The organism is Bradyrhizobium erythrophlei (genome assembly GCF_900129425.1).
GTDB lineage: Bacteria > Pseudomonadota > Alphaproteobacteria > Rhizobiales > Xanthobacteraceae > Bradyrhizobium > Bradyrhizobium erythrophlei_C.
Genome location: NZ_LT670817.1, coordinates 8014331 through 8030926, shown reverse-complemented (window position 1 = coordinate 8030926; position 16596 = coordinate 8014331). Strand labels below are relative to the sequence as shown.

10 protein-coding genes are annotated in these 16596 nt (G+C 55.6%); 5 read left to right on the top strand and 5 right to left on the bottom strand.

The window, feature by feature from the left end; all coding sequences use genetic code 11:
- Positions 1-47: 47 nt before the first annotated feature.
- Positions 48-4313 (top strand): TIR domain-containing protein, encoded by a 4266-nt coding sequence (locus B5527_RS38230; RefSeq protein WP_172842794.1) that lies wholly within the window; start codon positions 48-50, stop codon positions 4311-4313.
- A 24-nt stretch (positions 4314-4337) separates the two neighbouring features.
- Positions 4338-6233 (top strand): MORN repeat-containing protein, encoded by a 1896-nt coding sequence (locus B5527_RS38225; protein ID WP_079606091.1) that lies wholly within the window; start codon positions 4338-4340, stop codon positions 6231-6233.
- Here B5527_RS38225 and amrB read toward each other — a convergent pair.
- Together amrB and B5527_RS44985 are read right to left on the bottom strand one after the other, a co-directional pair.
- The gene (gene amrB, locus B5527_RS38220) at positions 6227-7927 is read right to left on the bottom strand and encodes an AmmeMemoRadiSam system protein B (protein ID WP_079606090.1); all 1701 of its coding nucleotides are present in this window, start codon (positions 7925-7927) and stop codon (positions 6227-6229) included. The two genes, B5527_RS38225 and amrB, sit on opposite strands and share 7 nt — an antisense overlap.
- Before the next feature lie 83 nt (positions 7928-8010).
- Positions 8011-8508 carry a hypothetical protein gene (locus tag B5527_RS44985; protein ID WP_154072762.1) on the bottom strand — a complete coding sequence of 166 codons (498 nt, stop codon included), beginning with the start codon at positions 8506-8508 and terminating at the stop codon, positions 8011-8013.
- A 1544-nt stretch (positions 8509-10052) separates the two neighbouring features.
- Here B5527_RS44985 and B5527_RS38205 point away from each other — a divergent pair.
- Positions 10053-10469, top strand: a complete 417-nt coding sequence (locus B5527_RS38205) for a DUF1236 domain-containing protein (protein ID WP_079606087.1) — start codon at positions 10053-10055, stop codon at positions 10467-10469.
- A gap of 321 nt (positions 10470-10790) precedes the next feature.
- Complete coding sequence (locus tag B5527_RS44980; protein ID WP_154072761.1) at positions 10791-10955, top strand: hypothetical protein; 165 nt, start codon at positions 10791-10793, stop codon at positions 10953-10955.
- 2308 nt (positions 10956-13263) lie between these two features.
- On the opposite strand, the gene B5527_RS38190 is transcribed toward B5527_RS44980, so the two are convergent.
- From B5527_RS38190 to B5527_RS38185, 3 genes are all read right to left on the bottom strand, one after another.
- Positions 13264-13764 (bottom strand): phasin family protein, encoded by a 501-nt coding sequence (locus B5527_RS38190; protein WP_079606085.1) that lies wholly within the window; start codon positions 13762-13764, stop codon positions 13264-13266.
- Positions 13765-13904: 140 nt separating this feature from the next.
- Positions 13905-14141, bottom strand: a complete 237-nt coding sequence (locus tag B5527_RS44975; RefSeq protein ID WP_154072760.1) for a hypothetical protein — start codon at positions 14139-14141, stop codon at positions 13905-13907.
- 171 nt (positions 14142-14312) lie between these two features.
- Positions 14313-14522 carry a photosystem reaction center subunit H gene (locus B5527_RS38185; RefSeq protein WP_079606084.1) on the bottom strand — a complete coding sequence of 70 codons (210 nt, stop codon included), beginning with the start codon at positions 14520-14522 and terminating at the stop codon, positions 14313-14315.
- A 1433-nt stretch (positions 14523-15955) separates the two neighbouring features.
- Here B5527_RS38185 and B5527_RS38175 point away from each other — a divergent pair.
- Positions 15956-16294 carry a hypothetical protein gene (locus B5527_RS38175; RefSeq protein ID WP_245332414.1) on the top strand — a complete coding sequence of 113 codons (339 nt, stop codon included), beginning with the start codon at positions 15956-15958 and terminating at the stop codon, positions 16292-16294.
- The last annotated feature ends 302 nt before the right edge of the window (positions 16295-16596 follow it).

Below are 16596 nucleotides of genomic sequence, written 5' to 3'. Positions count from 1 at the left end.
ATACCTTTAGGTTGTAAGGAATAATCCCCCTAACGACGGGGGCGATCGTGCGAATCTTCGTCAGCTTTGCATCTAAAGATCGGGAGTGTGTGAGACGTTTTGTTGCCGGGCTGTGCGCCCGCAAGCCTGACGCGTCGCTCTTCTTTGATGAACGCGACCTTCATGGTGGCGTTTATTGGATTCCCAAGCTGGGCCAGGAGCTTCGCAAGGCCGACGTCGTCATCTTGATTTTGGGCTCGAGAATTGGCCCTTGGCAGGAGCTTGAATACTACGAAGCCTTGCAGCTCTCGCGGCAAACAGAGGGTCGTCCGAGAATCATTCCTATCATAATAACCGATTCACCTGCTCCGGGACTCGCATTTCTCTCAACTATACAGCACATCTTTGCCGTCGACCTGACGAGCCGCAATGCCATTGACGCCGTAGACCGAGCCCTGAGCGATGTTAGACACGAGACGACGCTTGAGCCTTGGAAGCAGTTTCAGCCCTACAAAGGCCTTCCCGCTCTGACCTCGACAGACGCCGCCTTCTTTTTTGGCCGAGAGAAAGAGACCGCGGAAATATTAGACCTTCTTGCCCGCGCTCGCGGCCGACTAATTACACTGATAGGACAATCAGGGGTAGGCAAATCATCGCTGGTCATGGCCGGCGTAATGTCCCGCTTGAAGTCTCAATTGTGGCCGCTCGATCGTGGCACTTGGCCGCTCGGACTGAAGGAAAGCCGGTCATTTCTGCAATTCACGATTCATCCCGGCTCAGATCCGTTGAAGGAACTCGCGGTAAGTCTCGTAAGGCTCTATAAGAGCGATGATCTAGCGGAGACGGACCGGGATGCGAGCGCTTGGGTTACGCGATTTCGAGAAGGCGCGCGATTGCAGGATATGCTTCGCTTGGTTCGCGAGAAGATCGCGGATGCTCAGGGCGGCTACGCGCCCAAACGATTTGTGCTGTATGTTGACCAAGGTGAAGAACTCTACACGCGCACAAAAAGGAAAGAGGATGCGCAACTATTTTCGGAATTGCTGGCGGGCGCAGCGAGCGATGATGATTCATTTTCTGTTTTGCTGAGCCTTCGCTCAGATTTCTACTCTAACTTCCAGAACGATCAGGCGATCTTCACACTTTCTACTGTGTTCAACGTCCTTCCTTTAGGTCAAGACGGCCTCGTAGATGCTATTCGCAAGCCTGCCGAACTGCTTGGAGTTCGATTCGAGGATGCAAAGATGCCTTTGGTGATTGCGGAAGGAACCCGAGATCCAGGAGCGTTGCCCCTACTGTCAGATTTGCTCCAAGAGATGTGGCTCAATATGTTGAGCCGCGCTGACGGCGTGCTGCGCTGGGCAGATCAGCCAGGCATTGTCGACATCGGTCTGCCTCTTCGACGGCGAGCGGATGCATTCTTGCAGATGACAAGCACAAACACCGAAATCGTGCGTCGACTCTTTACGCTTCGGCTGGCGCAAGTCTCCCAAGTAGGGAGCCCGGTTCGACGTCGAGCTACGAAGAGCGAGTGCTTATCCGAGGAATGGGCGGTTGCGGAGGAGCTCGCAGGACCAGAGCAGCGGCTTCTTACGATTGCAACCCCTTTCGTCAGCGCAGAACCGTTCGTTGAAGTTGCACACGAGCAACTGTTGCGAAGCTGGCCGACCCTTAAAGCATGGCTCGACGATCAACGAGAGTTTCTGATTTGGAGGACCGAGACGGAAAACGCGGCAAAAGCGTATGGCCGGCTAGCGGAAGCGGAAAAGCCCGAAGCTCTGTTGATGGGCTTACCGCTCAGGCGCGCTGAGACTTGGTTCGAACAGAGATCAGCCGATCTCGCCCAAGATGTCCGCGACTTTGTGAAAGCAAGTATCGAACATCACCGCGATATAGTTGAAACAGCAGCCAAGCGAGAGACGGAGCGCTTGGCCATCGAAGTAAAACTCGGTGAAGCCGAGCTCGACAGAGAAAGGCTCGCTCGCTTAGAGGCAGAGCGAGCCCGGGAGATAGAGACGTTGAGAGCGAAGACGGCTGAGGACAGACAAGCTGCTGATGAAGTCCGTCGAGAAGCTGAGCGAAGGGAAGAGGAGCGTCGCCTAAGGGACGCTGAAACCATTGCAATAGCTAACCGAAGAGTAGCCCGGTTTACCGGACTAGGACTATTTGTATCTTTAGCGTTAGCCACCGGCTTAGCTTGGTTCGCCTACAGTGCGCGTGTCAGCCGCAACGAAACAGCTCTCGCCTTTCGTATAGCCACTACTCTTGCGGAAGGTGACACACCTGCGGCCGCCGGGCTCGCGCTACGCGCATTTCACAGCGCATCCACTCTCGCCTCGCGCGCGGCCCTTTTTGAGGCTGCTATCGAAATCTCACCACATCTTGAGCGCCGAGTTCACCTAGACACCGCCGTGCGTGCTCTTGAATGGGTCGACTCTCAAACCTTGGCTATCGCCGAAGATACCGGCAACCTTTACATTGTAGGCACCTCACAACAGCCGGCACTGAAGAAAGTCCCTCTCCAAAAATCAGCAGCGAAAGGTGAGGAGAACTACACTTCGGTTCTTCAAATGAAAGCCCTCGCCTCGGGCCTACTCGTGGTCGTTCTGAACAACGGCTATATCAACGTGATCGGCAAGGAACAAGAAGTTCTTGCAACCTACCAAATCAAACTGAGCGACGACTATGCATCGAATGCGAGGATCGAGGACGCAGGACAGGACACGTTTATAATCAGCTTTGTGGAAGCGGACCGATTTCGTCCAGTGAGATGCCAAGTCAATCCAGGCCCACGCAGCATCTTCTGCAAAGCGGTTATCTCACTCCCACTGGCGGGAGTAACGAGCGCTGCCAGTGATGCGCAAGGTGAAAGATTCTACGTTGCGCAGCAAAAGGTGCTCTCAAATGGCGAGGAGGCAACCGCGCTGATAGGCTTTGATCAGCAGGGACACTCGCTCTTAACTCCGCTTTCGTTTGCAGGGGTCATTCAGAATTTAAGTCTCTCTTACGACGGGAGGACGCTCGCCTTTACATTGCAGGACAGCGTTCAGTTCTTCGATGTAGATAGCAAGGAGGTCCGGTCAATTGGGGATTTTGCAGGCCGACGCGGTGTCGCTGCTTTGCCCAGTAACACATGGCGTCCCGCGCGCAGCGAGCTGCCGCTCCTCTGCGACGATTACACAATCTGTATCTGCCGAAAGGACCGCTCAAGTGTGGGCGAATTAGCTGAGGAGTTCAGAGGTCATCGTGCTCCAATAACGCACCTATCGTGGGACCCGACCGGCGAAAGGTTGGCGTCTCGGGACGCCAATAACGAGCTGCTGATTTGGTCATTTCGGCAGTCCGGCGAAGTATATCGGGATCTTGTTACTGCAACGGAGAAGCAAATTTGGACGACAGCTGCGGTATCGCCTCAGAGGGATATGCTGGCCTTCATTCCAGGTCTGGGAAATCAAGTGGGATTATTGTCGATTAATGGCGGCGAGGAGCGTCAACCCAACTACGTTTCTACAGACGGGCCGGCCGAAGCTGTCGTGATTACTCCGGAGCGACTCTACGTGGCGTTACCAGAGAAAATTCACTCTCGCCGCCGCTCCAGCGATGAACCCTTTCGAGCGATCGAGACGGGTAGTGCGTCCATCCTCGTGTGGGCAGGAAAAGCGGACGACATCTTGATGGCAACGCCGGACCGAATAACTATCACTGATTCGTCGGCCACGCTTGAGTTCGCAAAACCGCCTCAAGGTGATGGATTATTCGGACTTACCGTAGATCGAAAACGTCGGTTGGCACTGGCCAGCTACCGGGACGGTCCGGTGGTTGCTTTTGATCTTACAACTCGAAAGCCTGTCGCGGTGTTGCCCGCTGCGAAGCTTGCAGGCAAGCCGCGCGAGGGTAGTGCAAGCCTATCGGTAGATGAAGCGAGTGGTCTTCTTGCGGTATCTGGGAACGGGAACTTCGTTGATATTTACGACTTGAACCGCTTTGCAAATTACACGCGATTGACCGCGCAAGTAGGCGAGACCGTCTCGGTCGCGTTCAGCCCGACTGGTAGCAAGCTGGCGGCACTGGACGCTCTTGGGGGACTAACGATTTGGGAGTTTGAGCAGGGCAATGCGCATCTTTCGTTGGCTACGCGCGCTCTACCGTTAGCTCGCATGCGCCCTATACGCGCCGGAAAGGCGCAGCCCCCGACTATGATCTTCTGGTCAGACGACACTCATATATTGATTTGCGGCGGGACCGGTCACCCAGAAGTCGTCTCGACTAACGCCTCCGAGTGGGCACGGAGGATTACGTCGCTGGGATACGGGTCCACAAAGGACATCCACTAATGTTTGAATATTGAGGAGTAAAACATGTCGGTTTGCGCTCGCTTCGGCTTGTTAGTTCTCGTCCTAATTGGCGCTCCGTTCTCGAAAGCGGAGTCTCAAGAAGAAAGGGTAGTGGTCGACACTATCTTGGGAGACGACTTCTCTCGTGAGAAGGGAATTTGGAGAACGAAGATCCTTTATGTCTTTGATGAGCGAGCCCTGAATTTGATTGCGCGCAGCTACTCGGTGTTCGACTCTCATCCTTCTCGCAATCTGGACTTTGTTTGGACCCCGAGCCAGGTAAGTTCCGACCACGGCGGCCGCATCTCCGGTTTTGGCCGATTGGTATGGAGGGCACGAACGGGTTCGCCCCGTGACCCCAGCTCCATTGACAGCGTATATGTCGGTCACGTGCGGGACGGACGACCAAACGGCCTTGGTCGGTATGTTAGCCGAGACAATGTTGTCTACGATGGCTCGTGGAAGAACGGTCGCTTCAATGGAGAGGGCACACTTCAGTTGCCCACTGGAGAATTTTACCAAGGCTCTTTTGTCGAAGGCCGCGCTGCTGGCGTCGGAAAGTATATCGATGCAACAGGAGAGATTTTTGAAGGCCGATTTGTCTCGGGGCTAAGGGAGGGGCTGGGAAAGACGACCTTACCCGGAGGATCGATTTATCAGTCGGTGTGGCGAAACGGAACTGAACTCCCCGGCTCTAAGCGGATCCGCATAGCTCAGACAGGAGGCCAAATATCAGGCGCGACCCATGATGACGTGCGCCTTGGTGTAACCGTTCTAAGCAAGCCGACGAACGAAGTGCCCGCTCGAGAGTCGCTCGGCTACGTGGGAACGGCCGTAGGCAACAAAATAACGGTCAGACCAGATGACCCTCAACTCCTCTCGGTTTGGATGAGTCAAGGGACAATCCAGAGCGAAGTGGCCGCCTTGAAAGACGAGGGCGGTTTCTTCCGTCAGAGCCTGTTCGGCTTCGACCGCAATGGGGTGTATCCCCCTAAACTCGCCTTCGACTTTCAGAATAGGACAGCGACTAGGATCGAGATCAAAGGCTTTTATCTCGATGTGTCCAAAAGCGAGAGCGAAAACCGCCCCGCTCTTGATTTGCTTGTAGCGACTGAGAGGGAGTCATGTGGCCGCGGTTACTCGGTCTCCACTGGACGACGAAGGGATAATGGTAATTTTGCTCCTTATTTTGGGATGAATAATTTCGGATGGGGACGAGTCGAAAATGGCACCCTACGCTTTGACTTCTCCACTCCGGGCAAGAACGCTGCCCCTCAGAGCATGCGCTTCACTAAGGCAGTTGGGACCTTCCAAAACCGCACAAACATTGACGTGTCTGACGCAATCGCTCAGGCCGGTGCCAACCTTACCATGTTGAAGAGATTTAAGCAGACGGGCTTCACATGTGAAATTGACCGCGAGAACGGTCCAGACAAACCTAAAAACTTATCGCAATGTCTTGACGCCCTCAAAAAGACAGGCGCATTCGGCAATTTGTCCCAGTCGATAGGTTTAGATGGCATAGAGGTGGTGACAGCACTTCGCGGGATCTTCGAATATCAGTATCAAGACGCGTCGGGCAGGATGATTTCAGTCTCTTCGCCGTTGAACATAAACATCACTATAGGTGGCCTGACACAAGCGCCTGAATGTGGAGAAGGGTCAGGGCCCGAGCCGATCCGAGATAAACCGATCACCTTGAGATTGGATCAGGGAAGCTATCGCATTCAGCTTCCAATTAGCACGTCCACCATTGATGCAGGACATAGTCGCCAATTCGTAGTTGCCCTCAATGCCCCAAAATCATCGCATCATGATCTACAGCTGGTCGCTGTGTTAACTGACGGACGTGAAATTCGCTCTCGGCCAATCGACCTCCTATATTTCTTGCCTTCGTGGTATCCAAAGACGCTTTATTGAGCGGCGATTGATCCAGAAGGATCCAGTTCGTTGAAAAAGTTCAGCACTCGCCGCATACGAGTCGCCATCGTTCTTTGTTTGAAAATCCTGAGTTCAAGTATCGCCCCAGAAGTCAACGAGGAGCGCTGATCGAAGAGCAAGTTGCCCAACGAGAACACTACTTGAATTTGCCCAGCATGAACGGAAACGGGGTGAGCAGACGCTTGATGGCTGTGTGCACCTATGATCAATGACACTCCGCAATCGTGCAACGCTTCGCTAATCCGCATGAGATCGGATGGGAGGCCCGAAGTGTATTCCTCTCCCCAATGAACGAAGGCAATAAGAGGGGGGGACGTGGGCCGCCGGCAGAGCTGCTGAATATCATTGATCCCAGCAAAAGGGTATCCTGCGACTGTTCTGCCGCGGATGAAGTTTATCGCGACCATTCTGAAGGCGCCGAGGTCCACAACGCTCATGTGCTGTGCAGACTGAATGCCAAGCCGCCTCAACTCGGAGGTAGTTTCCTTGAGACCGTTTGGCCCGAAATCAAACGAATGATTGTTAGCGAGGCCCGCTACGACTACATTGAGGCCGCGGAGAATAGGAGCGGCGATCGCTCTGTCGATTGCATGTAGGTCGGGCTTGGATATCGATAGCCCCTCAGGGAGTAGCGCTCCTTCGAGATTGACGATCAACGGCCGTCCTCCCGTTAAGGACTGCACCATCTCGATCAGCTTGGATCTATTTTCTGACTTCTCGAGAGGTCGCGTCAGCCACCTCCCCGGGAACACATCTCCTCCAAAATAGAACACCTGTTGATCGTCATACGCCGGAAGAAACGCTGGGCTGTCGTTTCGGGTATAAACTTCTACGAAGTAACTCGTTGTAGCTGTGATTCTCGACCCGTATTCGGCTTGATTCCGATTGGCTATGACGGTCGGGTAGGAGTCAAACAGGGATCTCTGCAGGCTCATCTGCGCGAACTGTGCTGCCTTGGAGTCCAAATGGTTGGATTGATGCAGCTCCGAAATACGTGCCGGATCTCCCTCCGCTATAACGTTTAAGGTCTCTTGATCGCGAGATGCAGCAACGTGCGCTGGCAAATAGTGCGAGAAATCCGTAGATTGAACGATCAGTGTGCGTTTAGTGACTACTTTGGACAACGCTTCAACCGCCGCCCTCCACTCCGCTTCAGAGGAACTGGTTGAAATCGTTACCGCCAATACCGGGGTGTCGCGAAAGAAGTATCGGATGAAAGGTAGTATTGCTGCTATACCGTGCTCACGTTCAAAGAGGTCGGAGCTTTCGACTAGCTCAGACTTAAGAAGAAGCTCTGCGGCGCTGACATCTGTGTTGATCTGTCCCAACACGGTGTTGAATGAACGGGCCGTCGTTGCCAACAGGCGATGCCCACCCCTAAAATGATCCGGGGACAGCACGATAATTCGATCATATTCGTTACCGCTCGCGACCCAGAAACCGCGTGCGATCAGATCCGCAGCCACCAAATGATGGGGAACTGTTATTCCGTGGATTTCGACACCGACGGGAGGAGATATCTTCTCTTTCTGTATCGCATCCAGGAAAATTTCAGAGTCGGTATAAAGGGACTCAAATAGCTGCGCTTGGGCTCTCCCCCAGCAAAGGAGAGACATGACAATCATGACAACTTTAAAAGCAATTGGAACGTAAGCGCGCATGATATCAAGCATGGTTCGTTTCTCGCTTGCATAGTAGCGCGTTTCTGGACTTGCTCAACTGATGGTTTCTATTCACCAGATCGCATCTAACCCGCTCAGGAACGAGAGAAAACTCGCCCGAAGCGACCTTCTTCAACCGGGAAGTAACTGAGAACAGTCCTCAGACGCCCTTCCGACCAACGTTTGCCCAACATTTCACCGCAACCAAACGCGAACAGACGCTCGCCGAAGTCGATCTGCAGCTGCCAGCCCGGCAGCGTCTCGAACCGCGTCGTCGCCAGCGCTTCGGCCCTCAGCGCCTGGCGATAGGGTTGCACGGCGCGTTGCAGCGTTCGCGGGCTGACTGCCACGCCTTCCTCTGCCATCAGGTCCTGGCGCACCACATCCGCATTGCCGCGATGCCGAATGAACCTCTCGCGCAGCCAGCCTTCAAGGCCATCGAGCCGTTTCGGGGCGATCAGGCAACTTTGAACGGCTTCACCCCGCCGGCCGCCACGTAGCCCTTCACCGTGTGATGGCTGCAGCCCAGTTGAGGCGCTATCCGCTTTAGACCCCATCGGCACGCCCTCAGGCGCAACATCTCGCCACGTCATCCGGCGTCTTCATCACCTGCCGCCCGTGGATCAATCCAAGACGAGCTTTCCGTCATTCGTTGCTCGTTCATTCCCTCTCTCCTCGGCTAACCGTTGGACGCTGCGCAAAGGCAGCAATCCGAATGGATTTGTCGAGCGTTGCCGCTTCCATAGAGGGAATCACCGAGGAGCGAGCATCCTCTGAGTTTGACATAGCTCATGCCGGGTTCGGAAGAGAAAGTTTTCGAGTCGAACTGTGGCCCGCGTGTGCCTAGTAGCAGAAAATCCTACGCCGGAGGCAGGGAAAGCCTTAATTGGCAGAGTGAAATACCCGTTCTTATTCCAGCTTCGGAGGGCAACGCTCTATCCAGCTGAGCTACGGGTGCGCACCGCTTCCTTGGCAGATTGCAGGGGCGGGGGCGGCAGCGGGGAGGAGGGCGCCTTTGTCGACGACGTCACCCATCGAGGAGAGAATGGAATGGGGCCTTGCCCAGGACTTGCGCGTAATGATTCCATTATATGTGGTGGAAACTCGCTAATTGAGGGAAAGCACACAGGGCATCACGACCGTTACGACACTTTGGTCAACAGCTTTGGACTTAATGCAGATTTAATCAATACCATCTCAAAGCTGGTGGCGAAGGCAAGCGGAAAGCTTCCCACCTGAGGTAGTATGGTAGAAGGCCCATCGAATCGAATGGAGATCGAAGTGCAAAGAAGAAATCGTTCGACGAGAATATACCAAAGTGAGTGAAGGAATTAAGAGCCCATTCGAAGGCGAAGACGCCATTAGCCACAATTGACCAAGAGAAGGAAGGCTTCATTGCGTCAGAAGGCGCGCAACCTTGGCATTAGTCTCGGGCATCGGAGATAACGGGCGCGGCAAACAGGACAGGTTGTTAACGCCGGATGATCAACTGACCAGGAGCGCCGAAGCGGCGTATCGCTCCATTCGGCGATCATGTGCGACAAGGCCCACCAACCTCGGGTTAGTGTCCTCATTCCAGCTTTGTCAATGTCTTCTTGATCTTAGCGCCGCAGTCAGAGCACTCGTAGATGAAGTCGATCTTCGCCATGCTCCAATGGGGCTCGACGTCTCTTACGTACACAGGAAGTCCTAGGCAGTTGGGACAAACGATCAAAGCTGACTCAATTTCGCGGTGCTGGACGTAGGCTGGCATTATCAGGTCTCCCTCGTGGGGGAAGTGGTAACCTTGCCCTTAAGCCGAAGATCACTGCTATCGCGTATGACAATCGCTCGTATCAACTCTCCCGAACACACGAAAAACGAATGCGCTGTCTGTGACTAGACCTATACAGCTGCCCATTGGTGGGCCGGATAGTTAGCTTAAGCGTAAACGCCGCATATTCGCTCCGACCGTTTTGGCGAGAGTTTGCCAACAAAGTGAAGATTTGGCGGCACTACTGACCGTGCCGCCTGTGTTTTCTTGTCGGCCGCCGGCAACTGATCACGCAACATCAGATACAGAAAGGCCTCCGAATTCGAGGGAACTAAACCTTTGCGCCCCCCTTGTCTTGGGTCTTCAATCAAGCAGGAGTCCAAAATGATCCGTCAGGTTTTCGGTGCGGCATTCATCGCCGCAGCTGTAATCGTTCCTCTCTCAGCATCCGCGCAAGGCGTGCCTGGAGGCGTCGAACGCGGCGCCCGCGAAGGTGATCGTGCAGCCGGACCTGTAGGCGCGATCGTCGGAGGGACGGTCGGAGGAGTCGTCGGCGGTGTCGCCGGAATTTTGGGCGCCGATCAACGGCCCCGCTTTCGCAGCTACGTTGTCGAACAGCACCGACCCTCATACCACTATCAGGGCGACGTCAGGGTGGGCGCCGAACTTCCTGAAGCAGGCGTGACGTACTACGACGTCCCTCAGGAATACGGCGTCCGCCAATACCGCTATACGGTCGTTAACGATCGGCCGGTGTTGGTTGACCCCCACAGCCATCGCATCGTTGAAGTGGTCGAATAAGCTCAAGAGTTGCCGAGACGAAAAGGCCGCCCCCCGGGCGGCCTTTTTGAAATTCCACTGACCATCTATCAGCAGATGCAGCCGCGCGATCAATCGGTGATAGTGCAGGTCAGAAAAATTCTAACGCAGCTTATTTACGGGATGGTGGACCGCGGGGAGCGGGACGACGACGGCTGACCGTCGGCGGCCTGGCCCACCTGGAGGCCATCGAGCGGGAGCACGGCATCAAATCCGCAAACGGACCGGGGCATCGTCGATGGTCTGACGGGGGCGGTTCGGCTCGAAGCGGGGGTTAATTTGATGACGGAGCCCGTACCGATCTTGACCGTCGGCGACCTGAATCCGAACTCAGTAGGTGGTCGGACGAAACGCCAGTGTCGGTCGCCGCTCGATGACAGGATTTCAGGTTCTATCGGTATCGGCCCCGCCGATCTCAAGATCAATGAATTTCCTGAAACTCCGCCAGAGGTGCTGCCCAGCGCGTAGGTCCGGTCGAAGGCCTTGCCCTCGCCCGCTGTGCTGCTCGAACGGAGACACGCCACGGCAAGTGCCCAACGAGGACATAGTGAAGGGCTACATGCTTGGAAAGGATCAGTTCATCGAGGTCAGCCACGCGTATCCACCTGCACAGTGGCGCGTTTTTTCAGCATCTTCCATTGCCAAATTGTATCGCAAGCCTGAGTGCGCGCAGGGGATATGAGGAAATCATGGCAGATATCCCTGGAAGTTCGGTATGCGGAATGCTTCCGAAGTAGTCCGCGAGGTCGGCATCAACGACTTCCGGGTGGCCTCGGAACAGCAGCCCGTCCACCTTGACCACCGCCTGTTGGGCATTTCTCCCAGGACGGTACGCGTACTGTTCGGGTGGAAGGTCAGATCGGCTCCAGCACCAGCATCGCTGCTGTCATGCAGACCCGATCCCGCACGGTCGAGATGCCCAGCGGCCTGAGCTTGCCGTTGGATAAATCAAGCAGGCACCGTCAGCAAGGCGTATCGGGCACTCGACAGCTACGCAGCGATGCGGTTGCGCGGGTGGTTGCAGTTCAAGCACAAAACCAGGCGTCGCAAGGGCGGGACCTATCCACTCCCGCATCTTTACGGGCACTTTGGGCTCGTACGCCTGAGCAGGCTTGGGCACGACGTGCCGTGGGTGAAGGCGTGAAGTTTTGTCGTAACGTCGTGATCAGTTCAATATTACGCCTGAAGGCATTGTCCATAAGCCGACCGATGCGGCATTCATACCGTCCCCCGGCGATCCCCTAAAAGGAACCTTGAGACTGGGCTCACTTGGAGCGGCGCTTCCCAACGGCGATAAATTCCCTGCGCGTGCGGTCAACCAAATGATGCGCGATCTTTAGAAAGAATATGTCAAAGCGAACCAAGCCCTCTTCAAATAACAAAACGCGCCCATTGCTGAGCGCGCATTTGCTACAGGGCTTTTGAACTAAATTGCGGGAACAAAACATCTTCCGTCCGAGAGGAGGATATCCACCGCCGTGTCGGTCGGCGCTGCTACCGGAGCCGGCGTAACCACTGCAACTGCTGCATCAGTCTACAACTTCGTGAGTTTCACGTTTTTTTTCGAGCCGGGCCAAACCGGCCGGGCGGGGCGAACTAATAGTAATAGAGATACGCGAAGCGTGACGACCCTCGAAGCCGATCTCAAGGCCCTGATGCTCGGAGGGCGACGCGGCGTCGCACCGCGCGCTGCTCGGCCAATTGAGCCGCCTGCGCGCATATTGGACACCGGGGAGTGGTTTATCTAGGAGCCTGAGCAACGCTCCCGAGCAGGGGACGCGCAACTTCAAGCGGAAGGCGAAGTCGCTCGATCCGAGCGCAAGCAACGTTCGGTGGCCGGACGGCAGGGAGGTAGATTTGGCGAGCATCGCGTCTAACGTGATCACAGCCTGAAACCGACCCAAATCAACAATCTTTGCCCGCCGGTTACACCGGTTTTTTTTTAGATTGAGTCAGTCGATCGTCGCCCCGGATCATCGGTCGCGCACCGGTCTGCCCCGGCCCCAGCGTGCGACGTTGGCTAGCCGCCGTACCGTTCCAAAGCGCGGCTCGGCATCGCGCTCGATCGCACGAACGATGCCTATGTGTGCGAACATCATCGGTCCAAGATCTTCGGCCGCATGAATTAGAACGGCAAAGCCGCCATTCTGGCCGATCGGGTTCTGATTTTGGAGCTTCGCGATTTTTGGAAGCTTTGCGATGTAATCGGCGGCGTCGCGAGCGTTTGCGCCGGCGGCCTACTTGGCAGGGGGACAAGCTGATCGAACGGACGTTCCCAGGACACGATGCGACTCCACAACAGCACCGGGATTCAACACCGCGCCGCAAGAGCATCTTCTGAAGCGGTGCGCTGGCTTTCCCGGTCCGTACTTCGGCGGCTCATTCAGAGGAGGAGCGGCAAGCCATCGACTTGCGCCCACGGCATTTCCCAGCGTTCAGCAACCTTGATCGCCGTCCGCGCCGAAGGCTTGACGCCCTGGGCTTGCCGTGCGGCGGTGGGCTGGCCTTGCTGCTGCCTCTGAGCATCCTGCGATGACGTGGCTTTGTCGCGCGTCGGGCCGCTTCCTAAGTAACCGCCCCAGGCGCGGGGATTGCAACCCGGCTTTCCCGCTCCCGCAGCGAGACATCATTGCTCCGCATTGGACATCGAGGGCTCTTCGTACCCATTAAATCGCAACGACCGCTCGACTTTGTCACTGTCACGCGCTCGTACGATTTCGTACGCCGTCGAACCTCGGCTGCGCGGAAACTTGCCAAACTTGCCGAAAGCAATCCGCTACGCCCTGTCACGATGGGAAGGGTTGACCTTCTTCATCGATGACGGCGGCGTTGAGCTAGAGGCCCCGCTGGCACGAGCGTTGCTGTTTGTGACTTCAATGCGTTCTTGCGCAATACGGGCGGCCCCTTCAATGCGCTCTTGCGCAACATGGGTGGCCTCCTCCATAGCCCCTTGCGTTATTTGCATGAGGCGCTGCGTTTCCTCGCCATACTGGGAAAAAGCTTTTTCCCAAAATTGACCACACGCGCGTTGCATACTGGGCAACTCCCTGCACTCCCGAAGCGTCTGGAGCAGCTGGGAATCTTCGTGCAGCCGCGCTGCTACAAATTCGGTCCATTCCTTGCCGATAGCTTGCAGGGTCAAGCTCAGCTTCGAGTTCTGCTTCACCGTTTCTGTTAGCGTGTTTCGGCTCATTTCGATGAGCCCTGCGAAATCAAAGAACGGCACAGAAGCCGGGAACTTGCCGGGATAGATGTCACTCGCTGGTTGGTTTGCCATTTTTCCGACCTTTGTTCATGAGGGAGGAAGAGAGACGTGCACCGATGGCAGAAGCCGAAGGGAATTATGCCGACCAACGATCTTCTTAGCGACGCTCCTCTTCCGCGTTCAAGTGCTCCGCAACGTCTTCTTCAATTTTCTCAGTGTGCTGCAGTGATAGTTTTGCCGTTGACGAAGTGTTCCGGTTTTAACGGGTGCGTCATCGCCCAAGGCGCATCTCCCTTGTTTGTCGTGATAAACCTCGATTTTTGTTTCGGTTTCAAAGTCATGCTAAATTTAATGCAATTAGGACACCCGTTCTGACGAATTACCCCGGTGTGCGACGGTGTTGAGAACTGGCTGAAGCTTTGGAGCTGTGATGCGTTGAGGATAGTCATTGATCTTTCCGAGCGTAGCGAAGCCCTAGAAGCGATAGGCCACCTCCGCAGGGCCCCTGCCGCTCGCGTGTGGATTAAGGGCGGTCGAATGCCGGGCCCCACGACCACTCGCCCGACGCGATGGATCGTCTCGGTCGCGCCTAAGCAAGGCACAGCAGGCTGAAGCCGATTTCAGCCCGCCTGCGCGAATTTGATGGTGGAGATAGGCCACTTTCCATCGTGGCCTCCAATAGAGATTCGGAGGCCGTGCATTTCGTCGAGCCAAACGCTCTCCACCGCGCCGGCCTTTTCGGTGAGGATCACGGCCTTGCCGACAAGCTCGGTCTGGGCTTGCTCGAATTCGCCGAGGATCGTGGACACGCGGACCTTCACAGCTGGCATGGGCGACCGGATTCAGAGTTTAAGCCGGTCGGTGTTTGCATTTGAATGGTGCGCAAGTCGTGACGGATGCATGGCAAATGGGTGTCCGCTGGAACAGCGGAGTCGACCGTTGTTATCGACGGTGACCGTTGCCCGGGCTTATCCTGCTTTTGCTCTGGCTTAGTGGCTTTCGCATTTAATTGATCTACGGCAGCTGAAAAACCCGCCGGAGTAACCGGCGGGCTCGCCAGGCCCTGAAGCGGCCTCAGCGCAACGCCACGAGCCGGGGCCGCTCGCCGCCGGCCCGGGCTTGAGAAGGAGGAGACAAGGGCCGGCAAGGCTTGCAGTCGTTTCCCGATGGCAGCTGGTTCCTATCGAGATCGTGACAACCCGCCGGTTGTAACCGGCGATCCCTCCAAGCAAGCATGCCTCGCTACGGTTCGGTTCTCCCGCCTTTGAGCGTTAGCGGACGCAGATGACTCAGACCGGCTTCGGCTATGGAACCGGGCCTGACGCAGCACGTTCCTCCATGACACAATACCGAGCATGTCAGGACTAGCGGAATATATGATCCTTGCTCAAGGAGACGGGTGGGGCGTACTGCACGACGGGAGCGTAAAAAATCGCTTTGCCACCAAGGAAAGCGCTTTTGAGGCAGCGGTCGCAGCCGCATCGCTAGCTATCCGGGAGGGCTCGAGGTGCGGCTAAGTGTGCCGGACCATTCGGCTGGAAATCAAACCGCGCTCGGCGCAAAGGACACCCCGTAACGCAGCCGTTCGAAATCGCTCGCAGTACCAGATGGACGACGATAGGTGAGTTCGCGGCCGACGTGTAATACCGGAAAAAATCGGGAGGCTTCCTTGGCTGATCAGCACCAGGTGAATTTGATAATTGCCGGGGCTGTTTGCGATTGCTGTAAAGACCCAGAGCAGGGATGGAAAAGGGAAACAAATAGCGAAATGCATAGTTGAAGCGCTATTGGACGCGGGACTTCAGACCGTTCCCGTAAAGAAGGATTGAGTTGGCATCGGACCAAGGTAAGAGGTATGGCCGACCAATCTCCGATGAAAAGATGGATCCTCACGCATGCGACCCGTGTCTGGACAGCGCTGTTGACGTTAGCCGGTCTCGGCGCCGCTTGGGTCTACAGACCCGAACTTTTGACCTGGTACCTTCGGACAACCATGACGGCTATCGAGAGAGGGACGGCGGCTCTGCCGTACCCGTGGGGCGATCGTTTAGAGGTGGTTTTGCGGGGCATCGGTGGATCGGTTTGGATGCAGTTTGCATTCGCGATCGTAGTCGTACGCGTCATGGTGTGGATGGTCGCGCGGTTCGTTGGTTATTTGTGGCGCCGCAGACGGCGCGACCCTGTGTCACTTTCCTCTTTCAGGGAACCATAGAGCCTATCCGGCCTTGTCTCACCGAACGAAGGCCGTTTTGGAGACCTACAAATGCGCTTTCAAACATTACGCTTTGCTTTCGCTGTGTTCTTAATCGGCGCCCCGATCCTCCCTAGCTCGGCTCAAGTTGCAAATCCCGAGCTGGAGGCGTGCCGATCGACAGGGTTGATTGCACTGCGGGAGCGTAATCCGTCCATCAAAGACGTGTCCTTCGATGTCGATGGGATGACAGTTGCGAAGGCAAATACAAAAGTTGAGAATACGCTCGTCAAAACAATCGTTATCGGCGACGCCTATCTCGAAAGGGGCAAGCAGGACACGCGTCGAACCTTTCTCTGTCTGATTGGCGAGAAAGGCAAAGTCTTGCTCACATTCTTCACTGATAAATAGACAGATGTTGGACTAGCTCAAAGAGTCAGAACTGAAGCGAGTGCTAGTGTTGTATGTTTCATGGTCCCTTTCCTATGTTAGAGAAAGAACCAAATGTTCCTAACAAACCCAAAATCTTCTTCAGAGCCACAGAAGCCGCCAAGCCTTGCATGAGATACTCACGCGGCGCCATTCGTCTTCCATCGCGAGCGTTCGATTAGGCGGCGAGCCAAAACCGCAGTCGTCATCCAAAGCTGGATGTCTTCCGCCGGGAGATCCCGATTGCTTTCGCGATAGCGCTGTTGAAGCGGTGATGCCCGATT